General features: G+C 37.0%; 23 protein-coding genes and 1 pseudogene. 12 read left to right on the forward strand and 12 right to left on the reverse strand.

The features are described 5' to 3' along the window. The first annotated feature begins 230 nt into the window (after positions 1-230). Both cspA and Q9B79_RS13180 read left to right on the forward strand, forming a co-directional pair. Positions 231-434 carry an RNA chaperone/antiterminator CspA gene (gene cspA, locus Q9B79_RS13175; protein WP_000301518.1) on the forward strand — a complete coding sequence of 68 codons (204 nt, stop codon included), beginning with the start codon at positions 231-233 and terminating at the stop codon, positions 432-434. A gap of 114 nt (positions 435-548) precedes the next feature. Continuing rightward, a pseudogene (locus tag Q9B79_RS13180) lies at positions 549-716 on the forward strand (IS5/IS1182 family transposase); the annotation flags it as partial. 150 nt (positions 717-866) lie between these two features. Here the strand turns inward: Q9B79_RS13180 and Q9B79_RS13185 are convergent. Beyond that, positions 867-1,079, reverse strand: coding sequence for a hypothetical protein (locus Q9B79_RS13185; protein ID WP_306184884.1), 213 nt, complete (start codon positions 1,077-1,079; stop codon positions 867-869). A gap of 236 nt (positions 1,080-1,315) precedes the next feature. After that, positions 1,316-1,501 carry a hypothetical protein gene (locus Q9B79_RS13190; protein ID WP_000391436.1) on the reverse strand — a complete coding sequence of 62 codons (186 nt, stop codon included), beginning with the start codon at positions 1,499-1,501 and terminating at the stop codon, positions 1,316-1,318. 284 nt (positions 1,502-1,785) lie between these two features. On the opposite strand from Q9B79_RS13190, the gene Q9B79_RS13195 reads away from it, so the two are divergent. From Q9B79_RS13195 to Q9B79_RS13220, 6 genes are all read left to right on the forward strand, one after another. Beyond that, positions 1,786-2,367 (forward strand): competence protein ComK, encoded by a 582-nt coding sequence (locus Q9B79_RS13195; protein ID WP_306184886.1) that lies wholly within the window; start codon positions 1,786-1,788, stop codon positions 2,365-2,367. Between the two features lie 308 nt (positions 2,368-2,675). Further along, entirely contained in the window at positions 2,676-3,269 is a 594-nt protein-coding gene (locus Q9B79_RS13200; protein ID WP_306184888.1) for a TVP38/TMEM64 family protein, read from the forward strand. 56 nt (positions 3,270-3,325) lie between these two features. Beyond that, positions 3,326-3,889: a signal peptidase I gene (lepB, locus tag Q9B79_RS13205; protein WP_306184890.1), complete on the forward strand. Its 564-nt coding sequence runs from the start codon at positions 3,326-3,328 to the stop codon at positions 3,887-3,889. A 116-nt stretch (positions 3,890-4,005) separates the two neighbouring features. Beyond that, positions 4,006-7,521 carry a helicase-exonuclease AddAB subunit AddB gene (gene addB, locus Q9B79_RS13210; RefSeq protein ID WP_306184893.1) on the forward strand — a complete coding sequence of 1,172 codons (3,516 nt, stop codon included), beginning with the start codon at positions 4,006-4,008 and terminating at the stop codon, positions 7,519-7,521. Then, a complete protein-coding gene (addA, locus tag Q9B79_RS13215; RefSeq protein ID WP_306184895.1) occupies positions 7,518-11,243 on the forward strand; it encodes a helicase-exonuclease AddAB subunit AddA in 3,726 nt (1,241 codons plus the stop codon). The genes addB and addA overlap by 4 nt, the downstream gene beginning before the upstream one ends. A 12-nt stretch (positions 11,244-11,255) precedes the next feature. Next, complete coding sequence (locus Q9B79_RS13220) at positions 11,256-11,543, forward strand: RNA polymerase alpha subunit C-terminal domain-containing protein (protein ID WP_306184897.1); 288 nt, start codon at positions 11,256-11,258, stop codon at positions 11,541-11,543. An 80-nt stretch (positions 11,544-11,623) separates the two neighbouring features. On the opposite strand, the gene gerPF is transcribed toward Q9B79_RS13220, so the two are convergent. The 7 genes from gerPF to Q9B79_RS13255 form a co-directional block, all read right to left on the reverse strand. Then, on the reverse strand, positions 11,624-11,839 hold the full coding sequence (gene gerPF, locus Q9B79_RS13225) for a spore germination protein GerPF (RefSeq protein ID WP_001141566.1): 216 nt from the start codon (positions 11,837-11,839) through the stop codon (positions 11,624-11,626). A 42-nt stretch (positions 11,840-11,881) separates the two neighbouring features. Beyond that, the gene (locus Q9B79_RS13230; RefSeq protein ID WP_087951644.1) at positions 11,882-12,268 is read right to left on the reverse strand and encodes a spore germination protein GerPE; all 387 of its coding nucleotides are present in this window, start codon (positions 12,266-12,268) and stop codon (positions 11,882-11,884) included. A 15-nt stretch (positions 12,269-12,283) separates the two neighbouring features. Next, positions 12,284-12,478, reverse strand: a complete 195-nt coding sequence (gerPD, locus tag Q9B79_RS13235; RefSeq protein WP_001102342.1) for a spore germination protein GerPD — start codon at positions 12,476-12,478, stop codon at positions 12,284-12,286. Positions 12,479-12,484: 6 nt separating this feature from the next. Beyond that, positions 12,485-13,099 carry a spore germination protein GerPC gene (gerPC, locus tag Q9B79_RS13240; RefSeq protein ID WP_306184902.1) on the reverse strand — a complete coding sequence of 205 codons (615 nt, stop codon included), beginning with the start codon at positions 13,097-13,099 and terminating at the stop codon, positions 12,485-12,487. Positions 13,100-13,167: 68 nt separating this feature from the next. Further along, positions 13,168-13,374 (reverse strand): spore germination protein GerPB, encoded by a 207-nt coding sequence (gene gerPB, locus Q9B79_RS13245; protein ID WP_001012516.1) that lies wholly within the window; start codon positions 13,372-13,374, stop codon positions 13,168-13,170. 14 nt (positions 13,375-13,388) lie between these two features. Continuing rightward, positions 13,389-13,610 carry a spore germination protein GerPA gene (gene gerPA, locus Q9B79_RS13250; RefSeq protein ID WP_001111187.1) on the reverse strand — a complete coding sequence of 74 codons (222 nt, stop codon included), beginning with the start codon at positions 13,608-13,610 and terminating at the stop codon, positions 13,389-13,391. Positions 13,611-13,706: 96 nt separating this feature from the next. Further along, on the reverse strand, positions 13,707-13,886 hold the full coding sequence (locus tag Q9B79_RS13255) for an aspartyl-phosphate phosphatase Spo0E family protein (RefSeq protein WP_000462846.1): 180 nt from the start codon (positions 13,884-13,886) through the stop codon (positions 13,707-13,709). 246 nt (positions 13,887-14,132) lie between these two features. Between Q9B79_RS13255 and Q9B79_RS13260 the strand changes: the two genes are divergently transcribed. After that, positions 14,133-15,032 (forward strand): fumarylacetoacetate hydrolase family protein, encoded by a 900-nt coding sequence (locus Q9B79_RS13260; RefSeq protein ID WP_306184907.1) that lies wholly within the window; start codon positions 14,133-14,135, stop codon positions 15,030-15,032. Between the two features lie 35 nt (positions 15,033-15,067). Here the strand turns inward: Q9B79_RS13260 and Q9B79_RS13265 are convergent, their stop codons facing one another. Together Q9B79_RS13265 and rocD are read right to left on the reverse strand one after the other, a co-directional pair. After that, positions 15,068-15,352 carry a hypothetical protein gene (locus Q9B79_RS13265; RefSeq protein ID WP_306184909.1) on the reverse strand — a complete coding sequence of 95 codons (285 nt, stop codon included), beginning with the start codon at positions 15,350-15,352 and terminating at the stop codon, positions 15,068-15,070. A gap of 109 nt (positions 15,353-15,461) precedes the next feature. Further along, on the reverse strand, positions 15,462-16,652 hold the full coding sequence (gene rocD, locus Q9B79_RS13270; protein WP_306184911.1) for an ornithine aminotransferase: 1,191 nt from the start codon (positions 16,650-16,652) through the stop codon (positions 15,462-15,464). A gap of 150 nt (positions 16,653-16,802) precedes the next feature. Here rocD and Q9B79_RS13275 point away from each other — a divergent pair, with 150 nt between their 5' ends. Then, positions 16,803-17,168 carry a YisL family protein gene (locus Q9B79_RS13275; protein ID WP_098669835.1) on the forward strand — a complete coding sequence of 122 codons (366 nt, stop codon included), beginning with the start codon at positions 16,803-16,805 and terminating at the stop codon, positions 17,166-17,168. Positions 17,169-17,296: 128 nt separating this feature from the next. Here the strand turns inward: Q9B79_RS13275 and Q9B79_RS13280 are convergent, their stop codons facing one another. Beyond that, positions 17,297-17,851, reverse strand: coding sequence for a DUF2777 domain-containing protein (locus Q9B79_RS13280; protein WP_000616069.1), 555 nt, complete (start codon positions 17,849-17,851; stop codon positions 17,297-17,299). A 238-nt stretch (positions 17,852-18,089) separates the two neighbouring features. On the opposite strand from Q9B79_RS13280, the gene asnB reads away from it, so the two are divergent. Further along, positions 18,090-19,937: an asparagine synthase (glutamine-hydrolyzing) gene (gene asnB / locus Q9B79_RS13285; RefSeq protein ID WP_306184915.1), complete on the forward strand. Its 1,848-nt coding sequence runs from the start codon at positions 18,090-18,092 to the stop codon at positions 19,935-19,937. 309 nt (positions 19,938-20,246) lie between these two features. Beyond that, positions 20,247-21,206 carry a ferrochelatase gene (gene hemH, locus Q9B79_RS13290; protein WP_306184917.1) on the forward strand — a complete coding sequence of 320 codons (960 nt, stop codon included), beginning with the start codon at positions 20,247-20,249 and terminating at the stop codon, positions 21,204-21,206. Positions 21,207-21,258: the final 52 nt, after the last annotated feature.

The raw sequence follows: 21,258 nt of genomic DNA on the forward strand, positions 1-21,258 counted from the left end.
TAATTTGTCAGTTATTTTCAAAAAAGATTGTACATTTTATTTTAATGTGCTATGATAATGTCAGTTGAATAGTTAAATTAAGCAATCCATATGTTATCAAGTGCCGAAAACGAACGAGAAAAAGTATGTGAGAACTAGTTTATGTTTCGTATTTGATAATGTGTGGATTCTTTTTTTAGATAGGAAAACTAAAAAAATTAAAATTTGTATTTTCTTAGGAGGAAATAATTATGGCAGTAACAGGACAAGTAAAATGGTTTAACAACGAAAAAGGATTCGGTTTCATCGAAGTTCCAGGCGAAAACGACGTATTCGTACACTTCTCTGCAATCGAAACTGACGGTTTCAAATCTCTAGAAGAAGGTCAAAAAGTTAGCTTCGAAATCGAAGACGGTAACCGTGGACCTCAAGCTAAAAACGTAATCAAACTATAATTTTATAGTTGATGATAGAAAAAAGGATGGCTGCTGCCATCCTTTTTTTATGTTGTGGAGCAAGTCTTTCCATCTTTTTTTATGTCAAAATTGATGGAAAATGAGAGATTTCTTATGATGGCGGTATTCAAAAATCATCGAGGTGAACGCATATCCGTTTCTATAGAAGAATTAGTTCTGCAGGATTATTTTCTACGTACGATTGAAGTAATAATTCGTTTTGATTTCATTGAAGAAAAACTACGTCCTTATAACTGTGAAAATAATGGTCGTCCTTTTATCATGCACATTAACGGGCAGTTGGTTTCTCCTCTCAAAATTCGGCGGGAGACCAACTGTCTGTTAACGCCCAATTGTTAAGGACTGATTAAAGTTTCACTTTATAAATGAGAAAGTATTAAGTTTATTTGGTTTTAATTTTTTTTTTACAATTCATTGTTTATTTGTTGTTCTGTCTACATCTGAAATGGGTAAATCTGCGCCATATAGGCTCTGAGTAACATCTTTTTTGTTAGTATTGTTGTTATAATTTTGTTCGTCTTGAGATGGCGTTTCTAACATTTGTTCTTGCTCTTTACTAGGGGTATTCAGAGCATCTGATGGGATGCTATTAATCTGTTGGCTTAATAGACTTTTTTTCTCCATATTATACAGCTCCTTTTTGGAATTGGATAAAAAACAAATGTAATTATAAATAATCACTTACATATTTTGTGTTTTGAAATGGAATTCTATACAAAACTTATATTGCAGATTTAACGAATTAAAAAGTTGCTAGTGATGTATAAAGTTGAAGTTCTTAATAAAAAATAAAGTAGATACAAGGACACTCGGAAGAAAATACGAAGAAGAGTAAAAGGCTTTCCAAAATGGAAGGCCTTTTACTCTTCTTTTTCAACTTTTTTCTTCGCCCGTTTCTTACATTCAGGGCATTTTGATTTACGAAAAGGCTTTGCGAAGAATAGTAGAATGAAAAATAGCCCGAATATAATGCTAGCTGAGTTTTTCACGATTACAATGCTACTATTTTTCATTTGAATCGTTGGTTGCATTTCTTTTTCTTCCATAGTGGACCTCCATATATTGGATTTTCCTTTTCATTATAGCAAAGTTAATTGTCGTAATGATGCGAAATGAAGAAGTACTTGTAAATATTTATAGGTAGTATAAAGACATTTTGTATAGCTCATTTCTTTTTAAATTGCTATATTTTTATTTGATAATTTGAAAGATGTTTGACAAATGATAAAGTATTGTAAAAAAGCGGAATCTGTAAGCCATTTCCTTTTCGTAGATGCTAAAATTATATATGCAGCTGCTAATATAAATGGAAAAAAGGAGACAGTAGAATATGGAAAGTAAAGTAGAACGCTATGTCGAAAATTATGTGGTAAATAAAAATACAATGGCCTTACTTCCTGTTATTCTAAGTGAGAAGAAAATTGTTACACGAGTTGTTGAGATGGGAGATTCCTTTTTCGTATTTCAAAAGCCCCTAGATATTATAGAAAGAAGTTGCCGCAAGCATGGATCTAGTTTCTTAGGCAGAAAAGAGGGAACGAAAGAGTTAACTCATATTACACATAAAGCACCGATTGCGATTAGCCCGACAGATCAACTTTATTTTTTCCCTACTTATTCATACTCTAGAAAAGAGTGCGCTTGGTTGTCTCATTTTTATATTGAAAGTAATAAAGAGTCAAAAGATGGAAATGTTATTGTTAGATTTATAAATGGCTTTGCTGTGAAATTAGAAATATCAAAAAGCAGTTTTGAAAATCAACTAAATCGTACAGCGAAATTGCGTACTGAATATGAAGATCGTAGGAAAAAACAAGGGAGCCCTTGTTTTAAAGAGATTGATAAAACTGAAGAATCTAGATTAAAACCAGCATACGAGAAAGTATATTTTGTGAAAGAAGAGGAAGTGTAAGAGGATGGGGAAAAATCCCCATCTTTTTTATTTGTCAGTTTTTATCGGTAAGTCGATATATTCGAGAAATCGCCAGTATAATTTCACTGACCGAGAAATTTGCCACCAAAACAAAAGGATCAATTCTAAAACTGCGAAACGTCCTGTCGAATATTGATAGATTATCATAGCATAATAATGAAGGAATTCTAATGAAAGATATGGAAACTTAATAATTACATCTCCATATGTCGTATCTACCATTTCCTCTTTCAAATAAGCAATGATACAGTAGAGGTAGTACTTAGAGTAAAGGGGTAAAGTGTAGAATGGATTTTCAGACAATCAAAGAATATTTTTCACCAGAAAATATGGATCATATTGTTGAAAGTTACAAAGCGTTCGGACCACTGCTTGGTATTGGTTTACCGATGATAGAAGCGTTGATTCCGGCATTGCCACTCATCGTATTTGTACTGGCGAATGCTGTTGCATTTGGATTTTGGCTCGGTTTTCTTTATTCTTGGCTTGGATCAGTAATGGGTGCCTTACTTGTCTTTTTCATTATCCGCCATTTTGGCCGAAGTCGTTTCTTTTCTTTTGTAAATAAGCATGAGAGAGTACGGAAGGCAATGGGATGGATTGAAAGAAAAGGATTCGCACCGATTTTCGTCATATTTTGTTTTCCGTTTACACCGTCTGCGCTTATAAACGTTGTCGCTGGTCTATCTCGCATTAGTGTAAAACAGTTTGGGCTTGCGCTCGCGTTCGGAAAGCTTGTGATGATTTTCATTTTAACGTATATCGGTCATGATTTAATGTCATTTATTCATAATCCGGTGAAATCAGTCGTTGTAGCAATTGGTATTTTTATTTTATGGTATGTCGGTAAGAAAATCGAAGTAAAATTAGAACTACATTAAGAATAGTCTTCTTTGTAAAAGAAAGCTTCATTATTAAAGGATAAGGGGAGAAACGGATGAAGAAAACTTTGAAAAAAGAAGGCATAGAGTGGATACGAACAATTTTAATTGGTGTATTATTAGCTGTATTTTTTCGAACGTTTTTCTTTTCAACGTACGTTGTAGAGGGGAAGTCAATGATGCCGACATTGCAAGATGGCAATATGCTCGTTGTAAATAAGGTGAGTTATCAAGTGGGGGACTTGAATAGGTTTGATGTTGTTGTGTTTCATGCGAATAAAAAAGAGGACTACGTAAAACGAATTATCGGTTTACCTGGAGATCAAATTGAATATAAGCACGATAAACTATATATAAACGGACAATTCATGGATGAACCTTATTTAGAGAAGTATAAGAAAGAGATAAACGGTCGACAACTAACAGGTGATTTTAAGCTAGAAGAGTTAACGAAGGAAAAAACGGTGCCACCTGGATATATTTTTGTAGTGGGTGATAACCGCCTTGGGAGCTGGGATAGTAGACACTTTGGATTTGTAAAAGCTGATACAGTTGTCGGTAAAGTTGATTTACGATATTGGCCAATTCAAGAGGTGCAAACGAATTTTTCAAAAGGTTGATATAATAGGTAGAAGTATAGAAAAAGGCAAACTACTCCGTTTGTCTTTTTTCGTGTCCTATAATACAATTATAGTAGCAAACTAACGTTCGTTATGTAAGTGAAAGGTGGGGTTACATGTCACTTCGATTTGTGATTGGTAGAGCGGGAAGTGGAAAAAGTACACTTTGTTTACACGAAGTGCAAGAAGAGTTAAAGCAACGTCCAAGAGGGGAAACAATATTATATCTTGTGCCAGAACAAATGACATTCCAAACGCAGCAGGCATTAATTAGTAGTGAGGATGTAAGAGGTTCTATTCGGGCACAAGTTTTTAGTTTTTCACGATTAGCGTGGAAGGTGCTGCAAGAAGTTGGTGGAGCGAGTCGTCTTCACATTGATGAAGCGGGCGTACATATGTTACTTCGTAAAATTGTAGAGTCTCGTAAAGATGGATTGTCGGTGTTCCAAAAAGCAGCGGAGCAAAACGGTTTCTTTGAACATCTTGGCAGTATGATTGCAGAGTTTAAACGTTACAACGTGACGCCATCGAACGTATATGAAATGTGGCAACAATTAGATGCGCATAGTAGCAGTGCCGAACAAAAACTATTAGCGAATAAAGTGTATGATTTACAACTACTATATGATGATTTTGAGCGTGCTTTAATCGGAAAATATTTAGATTCAGAAGACTATTTGCAATTACTAGTGGAAAAGCTTCCGCAGTCTGAATATGTAAATGGGGCTGAAATTTATATAGATGGATTTCATTCATTTTCACCGCAAGAGCTAGAAATTGTAAGACAGCTTATGATTTGCGGAGCGAGAGTTACGATCACGTTAACGCTAGATGAAAAAACGTTAGCGCAGCCAGTAAATGAACTAGATTTATTTTATGAAACGACGTTAACGTATGAAAAAATAAAACAAGTAGCATGTGAAGAGAAGATAGAAATTGAAAAAACAATTCCACTTATGGAACAGCCGCGTTTTCATTCGCAATCATTAGCGCATTTAGAAGCGCACTACGAAGCACGACCAAATGAAAAGTTTCACGGAGAAGCAAGTGTAACGATTAGTACAGCCGCGAATTTACGAGCGGAAGTAGAAGGTGTTGCTCGTGAAATTCGTAGGCTTGTGGCAGATGAAGACTATCGTTACCGAGATATTGCGGTTCTTCTTCGTAACGGGGAAAGTTATTACGATGTAATGCGAACGTTATTTACAGATTATAATATCCCGCATTTCATCGATGAAAAACGTCCGATGTCACATCATCCGCTAGTAGAATGCATTCGTTCTGCACTCGAGATTATTAGTGGGAATTGGCGTTATGATGCAGTGTTTCGCTGCGTGAAAACAGAGCTTTTATATCCATTAGACGTAAGAAAAGAAACGATGCGGGAAGAGATGGATGAATTTGAAAATTACTGTTTAGCGTACGGTGTACAAGGAAAGAGATGGACTTCTGAAGATCCATGGATGTATCGCCGCTATCGTTCTCTTGACGATACGGACGGGATGATGACAGACAGTGAACGTGAAATGGAAGAGAAAATAAATCGATTGCGTGACGTTGTAAGAACGCCTGTTATTCGTATGCAAAAAAGACTGAAGCGCGCGGGAACAGTTATGCAAATGTGCGAAGCTGTTTACTTATTTTTAGAAGAGCTGGACGTTCCGAAAAAACTAGAAGCATTACGTATTCGTGCAGAAGAGAGTGGAGATTTCTTATTTGCGACAGATCATGAGCAAGTATGGGAAGAGGTAATGAGCCTTCTTGATACGTTCGTTGAGATGCTTGGCGAAGAAAAAATGTCACTTTCTATGTTCACGGACGTTATGTCGACAGGTCTTGAGGCACTTCAATTTGCCAACATTCCGCCGTCATTAGATCAAGTGTTAATTGCGAATATTGATCGTTCAAGATTATCAAATGTGAAAGCAACATTTGTTATTGGCGTAAATGAGGGTGTAATTCCAGCGGCACCGATGGATGAAGGGATGCTTTCTGATGAGGAAAGAGATGTTCTTAGTGCAGCAGGTATCGAATTAGCACCAACGACGAGACAAACTTTATTAGAAGAACAGTTCGTTATGTATCAAATGGTAACGAGAGCAACTGAGAAATTATACATTTCATGCCCGCTTGCAGATGAGGAAGGGAAGACGTTACTTGCTTCTAGCTTTATTAAGAAAATAAAAAGAATGTTCCCTGATGTGAAAGATACATTTATTACGAACGACGTAAATGATTTATCACGTTCGGAACAAATTTCATATGTAGCAACGCCAGAAGTAACGCTGTCTTATGTTATGCAGCAACTTCAAACGTGGAAGCGATACGGATTTGAAGGGAATTTAGACTTTTGGTGGGATGTATATAACTTCTACGTTACTTCAGATGAATGGAAGCAAAAAAGTAGCCGCGTATTATCAAGCTTATTCTACCGAAATCGTGCGCAAAAGCTAAGTACAGCTGTAAGTAGAGATTTATACGGAGATAAAATAAAAGGAAGCGTTTCTCGTATGGAATTATTTAACCGTTGTGCGTACGCTCATTTCGCGCAGCACGGTTTATCGTTAAGAGAGCGCGACATTTTCAAACTGGATGCGCCAGATATCGGAGAATTATTCCATGCAGCGCTGAAGCGAATTGCGGACAGGTTGTTACGTGAAAACCGTACTTGGGCGGATTTATCGATAAAAGAGTGTGAGCATCTTTCGGCTGTCGTCATAGAAGAGATTGCACCGTTACTACAAAGACAAATTTTATTAAGTTCAAACCGTCATTTTTATTTAAAACAAAAACTACAACAAATCATTTTCCGCACGTCAATCATTCTTCGTGAACATGCGAAGTCGAGCGGTTTCGTACCAGTTGATTTAGAAGTTCCTTTTGGTATGGGTGGTACAGGATCACTTCCGCCGATGGAATTCTCATTACCAAATGGTGTGAAGATGGAAGTAGTTGGCCGTATTGACCGTGTTGATAAGGCAGAAGATGAAAACGGGACGTTCTTACGTATTATCGACTATAAATCAAGCTCAAAAGCGTTAGACTTAACGGAAGTGTATTACGGATTAGCACTTCAAATGTTAACGTATTTAGATGTTGTTACTTCAAATGCACATACGTGGATGAAAAAAGGCGGCACGGCATCACCGGCTGGTGTACTGTACTTCCATATTCATAACCCGATTGTTGAGATGAAAGGTGACGCATCTGAAGCGGAAATTGAGAAAGAAATTTTAAAGAAATTTAAAATGAAAGGACTCGTACTAGGAGACGCTGATGTTGTTCGTTTAATGGATAACAAACTTTCAACAGGAAGCTCTGATATTATTTCTGCTGGTCTGAAAAAAGACGGTAGCTTTAGTGCGCGTTCAAGCATTGCAAGTGAACAAGAGTTTAACGTACTGCAAAAATATGTACACCATACGTTTGAAAATATCGGAAAAGATATTACAGAAGGTGTGATCGATATTGCCCCTTATAAAAAAGGGAATAAAGCGGCGTGTACGTTCTGTAACTTCAAATCTGTTTGTCAGTTCGATGAATCGCTTGAAGATAACCAATTCCGTACGCTAAAAGATATGAAAGATAGCGAAGCAATGGAGAAAATTAGAGAGGAGGTTGGCGGAGAATGATAGAAAATTGGCCTAAAAAACCAGAAGGTAGTCAGTGGACAGATGACCAGTGGAAAGCCGTTGTAGCGAACGGACGTGATATTTTAGTCGCGGCAGCAGCTGGTTCAGGGAAAACAGCAGTATTAGTTGAACGTATTATTAAAAAGATTATAAATGAAGAAAACCCAGTCGATGTCGACCGCCTGCTCGTTGTAACATTTACGAATGCAGCGGCGCAAGAGATGAAAAACAGAATTGGGGAAGCGTTAGAAAAAGTATTAATTGATGAGCCAGGCTCTCAGCACATTAGAAAGCAGCTGAGCCTATTAAATAAAGCTTCTATTTCGACGATCCATTCATTTTGTTTACAAGTAATTAGAGGATACTATTACATGCTTGATGTCGATCCTCGTTTCCGCATTGCAAATCAAACAGAAAACGAACTATTAAAAGAAGAAGTGCTAGATGACATATTAGAAGAAGAGTACGGAATAGAAGATAATGCGATATTCTTTGAACTCGTTGATCGTTATACGAGTGACCGCAGTGACGATGATTTACAGCGTATGATTTTAGCGCTTCATACAGAATCAAGGGCGCATCCAAATCCGGAAAAATGGCTCGATAAATTAGTAGAAGCATACGACGTGGAAGGAAAGACAATTGAAGATTTAGTGTACGCTTCTTATTTATTAGAAGATGTGAGATTCCAGCTTGAAACAGCGGAACAGCATATTCGTAAAGCGACGGAACTCGCAATGCTTCCTGATGGTCCAGCGCCTCGCGTTGAAACACTGCAAGCAGATTTAGCTTTACTTGGAACGTTATCATCAGCTGCTCGTGAATCATGGACAAGCGTATATGAAGCGATGCAAAACGTATCGTGGCAAACGTTAAAGCGTATTAAGAAAAGTGATTACAATGAAGATGTTGTAAAACAAGTAGACTCTCTTCGTAATAAAGCGAAAGATGAAGTAAAGAAATTACAAGAAGAGCTATTTAGCCGCAAACCTGAAAGTTTCTTACGAGATTTTCAAGATATGCATCCTGTATTAGAAAAGCTTGTTCAACTTGTAAAAGTATTTACAGAGCGTTTCCAAGCGATGAAGCGCGATAAAGGAATGGTCGATTTCACAGATTTAGAGCATTTCTGTTTACAAATTTTAAGTGAACAAAGTGAAAATGGTGAAATGAAGCCATCTGCAGTAGCGCTTCAATATCGCAATAAATTTGCTGAAGTATTAGTTGATGAATATCAAGATACGAATTTCGTACAAGAATCGATTATTAAATTCGTAACGAAAGATTCTGAGAGTGAAGGAAACTTATTCATGGTAGGTGACGTAAAGCAGTCGATTTATCGTTTCCGACTAGCAGAACCAGGATTATTCTTAGGAAAGTATAAACGCTTCACACAAGAAGGATTAGGCGGCGGAATGAAGATTGATTTAGCAAAAAACTTCCGTAGTCGTCATGAAGTATTAGCAGGTACGAACTTTATCTTCAAACAAATTATGGGCGAAGAAGTCGGAGAAATTGACTACGATGCTGACGCTGAATTAAAGTTAGGTGCTAGCTATCCAGAAGGTGAAGATGTAGCGGCTGAACTACTATGTATTCAGCAAACGGAAGAAGAAGTGCTAGATGGTGAAGAAGGTGCCGAAGTAGAAAAAGCGCAGCTTGAAGCTCGACTTATGGCGCAGCGTATTAAAGCGATGGTTGATTCAGGTTATGAAGTGTATGACCGTAAAACGGATAGTATGCGCCCTGTACAATACCGTGACTTCGTTATTTTGCTTCGCTCTATGCCGTGGGCGCCGCAAATTATGGAAGAGTTAAAGTTGCAAGGAATTCCAGTATACGCTGATCTTGCGACTGGTTACTTTGAAGCGACAGAAGTAAATATAATGATGAACGTATTCCGCGTGATCGATAATCCGATGCAAGATATTCCGCTTGCAGCAGTGCTTCGTTCACCAATCGTTGGATTAAATGATGAAGAACTTGCAACGCTTCGTGCTCACGGGAAAAAAGGCTCGTTTTATGAAGTGATGAGCTCATTCTTAAAAGGGGCACCGCTTGAAGAAGAACAAGAACTACATGATAAATTAGAGTGGTTCTATAACTTACTACAAGGATGGCGTGAATTCGCACGCCAACAATCACTTTCTGATTTAATTTGGAAAGTGTACGGTGAGACAGGTTATTACGATTTCGTTGGTGGTTTACCAGCTGGAAAGCAAAGACAGGCAAACTTACGCGTACTATATGACCGTGCAAGACAATACGAAGCAACATCGTTTAGAGGATTATTCCGCTTCTTACGTTTTATTGAACGTATTTTAGAACGCGGTGATGATATGGGTACGGCGAGAGCTTTAGGTGAACAAGAAGACGTCGTTCGTATTATGACAATTCATAAAAGTAAAGGACTAGAGTTCCCAGTCGTATTCGTAGCTGGGTTAGGTCGCCGTTTTAACACACAAGACTTACTGAAACGTTTCTTACTGCATAAAGACTTCGGTTTCGGTTCACAATTCATTGATCCTCGTAAACGTATTAAATATACGACATTATCGCAACTTGCGATTAAACGTAAAATGAAGATGGAATTAATTGCGGAAGAAATGCGCGTATTATACGTAGCGTTAACTCGTGCAAAAGAAAAGTTAATTTTAATCGGTACGGTTAAGGATGCAAATAAGGAAATGGAAAAATGGCTTGATGCGAGAGAGCATAGTGAATGGTTATTACCAGACCATATACGTGCCGGAGCGTCTTGTTATTTAGACTGGATTGCACCTTCATTATATAGACATCGTGATAGTGAGATGCTTCTTGAATTAGGACAAGGTAGTATTCCGGCTGAAATTTATGGATACGACACTAGCTGGAAAGTAGAAGTTGTTGACGGTAGCACGTTACTCGCGCCAGAACCGGTTCAAGAAGAGAAACAAGAATTGTTAGAAGCGCTTCATGAGAAAAAAGCTGTTCCCCTGCAAAGTGAACGAAAAGAAGAAGTGTATGACAGATTAATGTGGAAGTACGGATATGAGGAAGCAACATCTCATCGTGCGAAACAATCTGTTACAGAAATAAAGAGAAATTATCAATCTGAAGAAGGTAGCGATAATGCCTTTATTAAAAAATTACGTGCACCAATTCAAACACGTCCTCGTTTTATGGAGAAAAAGGGATTAACATACGCTGAAAGAGGTACGGCAGTTCACGCTGTTATGCAGCATGTTGACTTGAAGAAGCCGATTACGGTTGAGGTTCTTCAAGAGCAAATTGCGGGAATGGTAAATAAGGAATTATTAACATTTGAACAAGCAGAAGAAATAGCAATTGAAAAAGTAATTTCATTCTTTGATAGTGACCTAGGTAAACGGGTATTAGCGGCGAAAAGTGTTGAGCGTGAAGTGCCATTTACGATGATGCTTGCAGCAGAAGAAGCATATCAAGATTGGCAAGGGAAGAGCGGGGAATCCATTCTTGTCCAAGGGGTTATTGACTGCATGATCGAAGAGGAAGACGGTATTACGTTAATCGACTTCAAAACGGATACGATTGCAGGAAAATTCCCAGGCGGATTTGATCAGGCGAAGCCAATTTTAGAAGAGCGATATAAAGTGCAGCTTTCGTTATATGCAAAAGCGCTCGAGAAAAGCTTACAACACCCTGTGAAAGAGAAATGTTTATACTTCTTTGATGGCAATCATGTTGTAAAAATCGAAGAATAGAGGAACTTAAAAATGGTAACGGAAAAAACGTTAAGAACGTGTGAAAAAGGACATGAATACTACAAAAGTAGCGATTGTCCAACTTGCCCAACCTGTGAGAACGAGAGAGCGCCGAAAGAAGGTTTTCTCGCTTTTCTTTCAGCACCAGCAAGAAGGGCACTAGAACATCATGGAATTCACACTGTAGAAAAACTCTCAAAGTATAGTGAGAAAGAAATTTTAAAGCTGCATGGTATGGGACCAGCTTCGATACCAAAGCTTAGAAAGGCTTTGGAAGAGAGTGGTTTATCATTTAAATAAAATGAAACAGTAAACAGTGGAGTTTTTAATAATATTGAATGAGATAAAAGAAAAAAGTAGGAGATATTCTCCTACTTTTTTTATGCTGTTCCAATTTGATCTTGATCGGCCACATCAGAATCAAACGTATTTGTTGCACTAACACCGTTAAACGTATTCACGACAAATCCAACATTGGAAGCTCCGGAGCCATTATAAGCTTTCGTATTTTCTTTCGGAGACACGTTATAAAAATCCCCTAAATTGAAAGAACCATTACTATTTTGAACGACGAGATTTCCAACAACGGAAGGCATACCATCCACCTACTTTACTAAGCTTTTTAATTACTATATGAATTATGGAGCGGAAGGTTCATCCGTAATATATTGACGGATTTGCATAATACGAGAGTTATTAAAAACATAATCAACATTTCCAATTTGAAAGCAGCCAGAATTTAAAAGTGTTCGTAATTCAACATCATTCACTTCGATAAAAGGACATTCATTTACAATGTTTAACTTTACATCTGTCGTTCTTTTTGGGATTGTGATGTGTTCATCTGTAAAAATTTCAAATGCATCTAAGCGACCTTCCCCTTTTATATAACAAGGGATTTCTCTGTGGACGGCAAGAGCTCTACTTTTTAATTCCATTTGATTTGCATCTCCAACTTGAAATACGGCAGCAATCCCTAAAGAAATAATAGAAACATTTTGGACAACAGACACATGATGTAACATAATTTCTCAGTCTCCTTAACCTGGAGTAGGAGGGACATCTGTAACTAACGGTACAAATGGGCCCTCTGTAACAGTTTCGAATGGTGTATCAAGAATAGAAGATAGTATGAGGAGATTTGCATCCCCAATTAAAAAGAGTGCGGACGATGATACACCGTTCATTTTAATCTGTCCGACTTTTAATTCACGATTTACAACGTTAACATTCATACATACTTACTCCTTTCGGAAATTGCCCGGTATGTGTTGAATAAAAGAGAGGAAGGCTTTGTCGATATCATGTTTCATTGCTTGAATAATGATATCTCGTAAATAATCTGGATCTGTTGAAATCCCTTCATGTGATTGCGCTTGTGATAAATAATAAGGAAGTCTATGCTCCATCTGTTTCTTTATGTCATCCACCATCATTTGTCGATACATTTCATCGAGCGGCGTTCTCTCTTCTTGTTCAAAATGGAGAATTCGATTATATGCTTCTTCATCTAAGTAACGATGCATTTCTTGAAGGATGCCTTGGTAAAAGTCTGGATTTGTGTCAGTTTCAGGGTTGACTTTCAAAGTTTCTGTATCCACTTGAAAGTCTTCAATTTGCTGTCCTTTTGCTGAAAATGGGTTTAAACCAATATTTAAAGTACCATTTAAATTCTCTACTTTTAATTGATCGAATTTGTATTCCACTTTTCCTACAGAAGAGGAGGGGCGATTTTTTAATTCGTTAAGCTCTTCTTGTAGTTGGCGCACTTGATCCTCTAAATTCAGGATGGATGCTTGTTGTATTTGAAGAGCTTGTTGAAGTTGGTGTAAGTAAGTATATATATCTTGATTCATTTTGTGAAACCTCCTTTTCAATAGGGAGGGTAAATACATTCCTGCTATATATTTATGACAAGGATGTCTTAAGAAGAACTAGTTGATGGTTTGATAGAAATAATTTGTCCTTTCGCCTGCAATGGACGAAGGGGCTCTGTAAATCCGCCAGTATTCGAGAATTTAGATAGAGCTTTAATACTTCCAGCAGTACCAATTTGGAATACAGAAGAGGTTGTAATGCTATCGATTTTAATGCTGTTAATGACGATGCTTTGGTTTACATAAAAATTCAATACAATCGCCTCCTCTAAGTTGAACCAATGATCGCTTGATCGATTACATCGGAGTCATTAACGGTCGTTGCGCTTTGATAATTGTAGACAGAAACGTTATCTCCAACATTAAAAGAGCCGGCCCCAGCGAAAGCGCGTGAATAACTAATAGGCCTAATCGCAAATACATCTCCAATATGAAAAATACCACTTGATCCAATATTGACGATACGAATATGTCCGACCATAGCTGGCATACAAAACACCTTTCGTTTTTAAAATTTTCTTTTCTACTATTGTATGGGCGTTTTCAATAAAATGTGTGTTTTTTTGAAATAAAAGAAACACACACGTTATTGCGTGTGTGTTTCGAGTGTTTGATTAGGGTGAAAATCCGTATGTACATGCCAAATTACATTTAAGAGCCTGTCCAGTTCTTGGCTACAATCCACTGTTTTTTGAGAAGTCATTCCATATCGTTCAGCAAAATAAATCATTTTTTCACGTTTTTTTTCAATCGCTTGCTCAAACATTGAAATCGGCTCCATCTCTAAATGAAATTTTTAGTATATATGTAGTACATATTATACAAAAATTCCATAAAAAAGAAACATGTTCGCTAAAAAAAGTAAAATTTCTACATTTTATGTCAAAAGTATAGGAGTAACGAATAGGGTATGAGAAGAATATTGTAAAAATTAGCGTGCATGAGAAGGTTTTTTTCTTACGGATGCGAATACATTTAAATGGTATGAGTTTTAGGATGGAGAGTGGAAATATTGCGTTTTGTAACGGCGAAAAAAGATGAAAAGGTATTTGTAGGTATTGTGGATGAAGAGGAAGAGAAGGTATTGCACTTAAGAGAAGCGCAAAGGCAAAAAGGGGAAAAGGTTACGATTCCAATCACAATGTTAGAGTGTATTGAAAAAGGAACCGAATGTTTTGAAAAAATATGTGATATTGTAAATTGGGCGAAGGAAAATGAAGGAACGGCGTATTACCCGTTAACTGAGGTGAAAATATTAGCACCAATTCCAAGGCCAAGGAAGAATATTTTGTGTGTTGGAAAAAACTATCGTGAGCATGCGATAGAAATGGGTGGAGTAGAGTCAATTCCAGAAAATATAATGATCTTTACGAAAGCGCCAACGACAGTTATTGGAATGGATGAAAAAATTAATAGTCATCCCCACGCAACGAGTGAACTAGACTATGAAGGCGAACTAGCTATCATCATCGGTAAGCGAGGGAAACAAATAAAAAAAGAAAAAGCGCTTGAGCATGTTTTTGGTTATACCATAATAAATGATATAACTGCTCGCGACATTCAAAGGAAGCATAAACAATTTTTCCTTGGAAAAAGTTTCGATACATTTTGTCCGATGGGACCATATTTAATTCATAAATCAATGGTTGAAACGCCAAATGCGTTACACATTGAAACGGTAGTAAATGGGGAAGTAAGGCAAACTTCAAATACAAATAAAATGATTTTTTCAATAGAAGAAATTATTTCAACGATAAGTAAAGGAATGACGTTAGAACCAGGAGATATTATCGCAACAGGAACGCCGTCTGGAGTCGGAAAAGGTTTCATGCCACCGAAGTTTTTGCATGCGGGTGATGAAGTGGTCGTTACAGTAGAAGGAATAGGTACTTTGCGAAATGAAGTGAAATGAAGAAAAGGGCTATCTTATTAATAGATAGCTCTTTTCTATGGTCTTGGGTGATAGAGGTAATCGATAACGGAAAAGGTATAAAGACCAATTAATGCAAGTGTACAAATGCCAAATAGCATAACTGCAAGTGCACTTTTTTCTCGTCCAAAACCAATAATAGTAAGAATAACAGCAGTCCAAAATGATGCTTTCAGTAGTGTGAATGTAGTAGAAGTCAAGTAGTGAGTAAGGAAAGTTGTGAGAAGCAGGAAGCTAAAGAATGTAACTAAAATAAAAGATGTAGCTAAATAGTTAATATGTTTGCCGTATCTTAATAACATATCACACCCCTTTGTAAATTTAAAATACAGAAAATTACAATTTTATTTTAATATAAATCAATATAAAAAGAAAGAGGTTGTCCTAACGTGTAGGACAACCTCTCTATTATTACGATAGTACAGCTTTAATTTTTTGGAATGCCCACTCTAAATCTTCTTCAGAGATTACTAGAGGTGGTGCGATACGAATTACGTTTTCATGTGTTTCTTTACATAATAGTCCAGCTGCTTTTAGTTGTTCACAGTAAGGACGAGCTGGTTCGTTTAATTCGATACCGATGAATAAACCTTTACCGCGAACCTCAGTAATCATTGGGTTATCAATCTCTTTTAATTGCCCAACTAATTTTTCTCCTAATTGAAGAGAACGCTCTGTTAATTTTTCTTCTTCTAACACTTCAAGAGCTGCGATAGAAACAGCACATGCAAGTGGATTACCACCGAATGTAGAACCGTGAGAACCTGGCTCGAATACGCCTAAAATGTCGCGGTTTGCTGCTACGCAAGAGATTGGGAATACGCCGCCACCAAGCGCTTTACCAAGTATGTACATGTCAGGAGTTACACCGTCCCAGTCACAAGCAAATACTTTACCAGTACGACCTAAGCCAGTTTGGATTTCATCTGCTACGAATAAAACGTTTTCTTTTTTACATACTTCAAGAGCTTCTTTTAAGTAACCAGCTGGCGGAATGTTAATTCCTGCTTCACCTTGGATAGGCTCTAAAATGAATGCAGCTGTGTTTGGTGTAATAGCAGCTTTTAACGCTTCTAAATCACCATAAGGAATTACAACGATACCAGGAAGCATTGGACCGAATCCACGCTTGTACTCTTCGTTTGAAGACATAGAAACAGCACCCATTGTACGTCCGTGGAAGTTATCTTCACAAACGATAATTTCAGCACGGTTTGCTTCTACTTTCTTCACATCATAAGCCCAGCGACGAGCTGTTTTAATTGCAGTCTCAACAGCCTCTGCACCTGTATTCATTGGAAGTACCATTTCTTTATTAGTTAGTTTCGCAACTTTTTCGTACCAAGGACCTAATTGATCACTATGGAAAGCACGAGAAGTTAACGTAACACGATTAGCTTGGTCAATTAAAGCGTTAATAATTTTTGGGTGACGATGACCTTGGTTTACTGCAGAATATGCACTTAATAAGTCCATATAGCGGTTTCCTTCAGGATCCTCTACCCAAACGCCTTCTGCTTTAGAAATAACGATCGGAAGTGGGTGATAGTTATTTGCTCCGTATGTGTCTGTAAGTTCGATAATATCCTTAGTTTGAATCATGATTGTTCCCCCTTTTGTTATTACAAGAAGTTTGTAAATACTCTAAATATTATATCATTTAAATGTAAAAAAGCGAAACATTTCCTGAAAATAAATGAACATGTTATCATATAGAGTGAAAAAGTGTGAAAAGAGGAGGTAAGGGATACGATGGTACATATGCATATTACAGCATGGGCGTTAGGTTTAATTTTATTCTTCGTTGCGTATTCACTTTATTCAGCAGGAAGAAAAGGTAAGGGTGTACATATGGGGCTTCGTCTTATGTACATTATCATTATTGTGACAGGTTTCATGTTGTACATGAGTATTATGAAGACAGCAACAGGTAGCATGCACATGTGGTACGGTCTAAAAATGCTAGCTGGTATTTTAGTTATCGCTGGAATGGAAATGGTTCTTGTGAAAATGAGCAAGAACAAAGCAACAGGGGCATTTTGGGGATTATTTATTGTTGCACTAGTAGCAGTATTTTACCTTGGATTGAAATTACCAATTGGCTGGAAAGTATTCTGATAATAAATAAAACCACCTTATAATCTCAAAAACTTGGGAGATAAGGTGGTTTTTTATTTTATCCTATAAATACCCGATTGGTGAAGGCTAATAATTGGTGGGGTTGCCCTATTGATTAAAGTTTCACTCTATGTCGCATCGATATGCAACTCTTCTCCGTTTACTTTCGTAAAACGAAACATATTTTTATTTGACGTAGCGTGACGAACGAAATGGTGCTGCAATGTACAAATCATCTCTTCGTTATCAAATAAAAGAATATTTACTCCTTCGCATGCTTCCTCTTTCGGTAGGAAAGATAAATAATTATGACAATACATGCAATCATATAAAGAGTAATGAAGTGATTGCAATGATTCCGTTAATAATGTAAAGACAGAGTCAGGTAACTCCTCAAGCCATTCTGTATAGCTAAGAAGTAATTTTTTTCGAATTCGTATCATTTCACCGTTTTGCAGGTGATGCTGTTCGTTAGCGATTTGTAATACATCTTGTTCATAGAAACGAGCTGGTAGCCAGTTGTTGTTATATAAAATTTCAAAGCCATCACCGGCAATATCTTCTAATAAAAATGCTTCATCATTTTCATCATCAAAGAATACCCATTCATTGTTTATATATTCTACATTACCGACTGTATGAGCGCGAGGCTGGTTATATAAAATATGGTTACGTTGTATCATACATGATTTCTCCTTTATGAAAAGTAGTTATTTCTGTTATAGACAGTTCGTGCATTCTTTATAACTAGACACATCTAGACATAGTTGGGCATACAATAAAACACGTTTTACTGAGTGAAAATGCTATTCCGTATGTGGATAGTAGGTTATCGTTAAGTTTTTCATTTTTAAATCCGCACTCTTAGGGTGGGGATTACTGCACGTTCAGGAAAAGAATTAAGATGGAAGGATGATTTATATGTGCGGGATTACAGGATGGGTGGATTATAAACGCTCATTGGAAGGGGAACGGGACGTTGTTACGAAGATGGCTGAGACGTTAGCGAAGCGTGGTCCAGATGATAATAAAGTTTGGATTAAAGGCAATGTTGCATTTGGGCATAAACGGTTAATCGTTGTTGATCCTGAGGGTGGGAAACAACCGATGACTTGTTTAAAAGATGAAACGAATTATGCAATTTGCTATAACGGTGAACTGTATAACACGGAAGATATCCGAAAGGAACTATTAAGAAGAGGATATACGTTCAAAGGTCATTCTGATACGGAAGTACTATTAGCGTCGTATATGGAATGGAAGGAAGAATGTGTCGATCATTTAAATGGTATATATGCGTTTGCTGTATGGGATGAACAGAAAGAACAAGTATTTATTGCGCGAGATCGACTAGGTGTAAAACCGCTATTTTATAAATATGATAGTGGACGATTACTATTTGGTTCAGAGTTAAAAGCGATATTATCACATCCGGATGTGAAGGCGGAAGTAACGTTAGAAGGATTATCCGAAATATTTGGACTTGGACCATCTAGAACGCCTGGTCATGGTATTTATGCTGGTATAAAAGAATTACGTCCAGGTCATGCGATGACGTTTTCAAAGAACGGTTTATGTATATGGAGATATTGGAATGTAGAAAGCAAAAAGCACGAAGACTCCTTTGAAGAAACAGTAGAGAAAACACGCTTTTTATTACAAGATGCGATTACAAGGCAGCTCGTTTCTGATGTACCACTATGCACTTTTCTATCAGGTGGTGTAGATTCGAGCGCGATTACAGCAATTGCTGCGAAAGAATATGCAAGGTCAGGAAAAGGACAATTACACACATACTCTGTTGATTATGAAGATAATGACAAATACTTTAAAGCGAATGCGTTCCAGCCAAATTCAGATGCGCCATTTATTCATTTGATGACGGAGACGTTTCAAACGATTCATCATCGCTGCGTCATTTCAAATGAACAATTAGCACAGTATTTAACAGAAGCCGTACTCGTTCGTGATTTGCCTGGTATGGCAGATATTGATTCTTCATTATTATGGTTTTGCCGTGAAATTAAACAAGATTTTGTCGTCGGTTTATCTGGGGAATGTGCAGACGAAATATTTGGTGGTTATCCGTGGTTTTATAGAGAAGATGATTTACAATCGAGTGCGTTTCCGTGGATGCGCTCTACAGAAGCGCGTGAACAATTGCTAAAGAAAGAATGGAGAAATAAATTAAATTTACAACAATATGTACAGCAGCGCTATGAAGAATCCATTCAAGAAGTTCCTATTTTAGAGGGAGAAAGTCCAATAGAAGCGAAAAGACGTCAATTATTTTATTTGAACATGGTATGGTTTATGACAACATTATTAGACAGAAAAGACCGTATGAGCATGGGGGCAAGCTTAGAAGTACGGGTTCCATTTGCAGATCACCGACTTGTCGAATACGCGTGGAATATTCCTTGGGAAATGAAAATGTATAAAAACCGCGAAAAAGGTCTATTGCGTAAAGCGTTAGAAGGATTACTTCCAAATGACATCTTATATAGAAAGAAGAGCCCATATCCGAAAACGCATAATCCGCACTATACGAACGCAGTCACAGTATGGCTACAAGATTTATTAACAGATAAAGGTTCAATTTTACACGAACTATTTGATAAAGAGCAGTTAAGTGGATTAATTGAGTCAGGCGGGAGTGCATTTCAATCGCCTTGGTTCGGTCAATTAATGACTGGCCCTCAGCTTTTAGCTCATTTAGCACAAATTCATGTTTGGTTTAAAGAGTATGGAGTAAACATTAAAGAATAGGACAAAAGCGACTTACATAAAAGTAAGTCGCTTTTTTATTAAAAGAAATTGTCAAATAAAATTCAAAATCATATTAGAAAAAATACTTATTTAGAATAATTATTTTGACGTACTTATTATTAGTTGTTATAATTGGAAACAAATGTTCTTGAAAAGGATTCTCATTTATCCCACTTTAATGTGCAGTAAGACCCCCGCCTCAAAATTCAGCGAAAGCAAAGAAGTTAGGTGGGGGTCGAGCTGCCCTTAAAAGTCCGATTGGTGAGGGTTGATTAAAGTTTCACTTTATAAAATTGAGGTGTTATATAGATGACAAAGAAAAAAATAGGTTTACTCGTAATGGCGTATGGAACGCCAGAAACATTAGATGATGTAGAAGCGTACTACACACATATTCGCCACGGTCGTAAACCTTCCGAAGAGGCACTCCAAGATTTAATCAGGCGCTATAAAGCGATTGGCGGAATTTCACCACTTGCAAAAATTACGAAAGAGCAAGCGCATAAATTAACAGATTCTATGAATAATATATTTACAGAGTATGAATTTACTTGTTATTTAGGCTTAAAACATATTGCCCCATTTATAGAAGATGCAGTAGAAGAAATGAAGAAAGATGGAATTGAGCAGGCGATTAGTATCGTATTAGCACCGCACTATTCTACATTTAGTATTAAAGCGTATAATGACCGTGCTATTCGTTTTTCGGAAGAAATCGGTGGCCCTGTTATTGAACCGATTGAACAATGGTACGATGAACCAAAATTTATTTCGTATTGGGCAGATCAAATAAAAGAAACATTTACAAAGATTGAAGATAAAGAGAAAGCAGTCGTAATTTTTTCAGCACATAGTTTGCCAGAGAAAATTATTGCGGCAGGTGACCCTTATGTAGAGCAATTGCAGCATACAGCGGATTTAATTGCAGCAGCTGCGAATATTCAAAACTATACAATTGGTTGGCAAAGTGCCGGAAATACACCTGATCCATGGATTGGACCGGATGTGCAAGATTTAACTAGAGATTTATTTGAAGACCGTGGATATGAATCTTTCGTATATTGCCCAGTTGGCTTTGTCGCAGAGCATTTAGAAGTTTTATATGACAACGATTATGAGTGTAAAGTTGTAACTGATGAAATAAATGCTGCGTATTTTAGACCAAATATGCCAAATTCACAATCTATATTTATCGATTGCTTAGCTGAAATTGTTTCCAAAAAAATGAAAGAAATAGTTGACAAGGAACTAGTTTTGAATAATAATTAGTTTGTAATGATTTTAAATAAATAATAATTACTATGAAATAAAGAGGAGGATC

It is taken from the genome of Bacillus sp. MHSD_36, assembly GCF_030757775.1.
Classification (GTDB): domain Bacteria; phylum Bacillota; class Bacilli; order Bacillales; family Bacillaceae_G; genus Bacillus_A.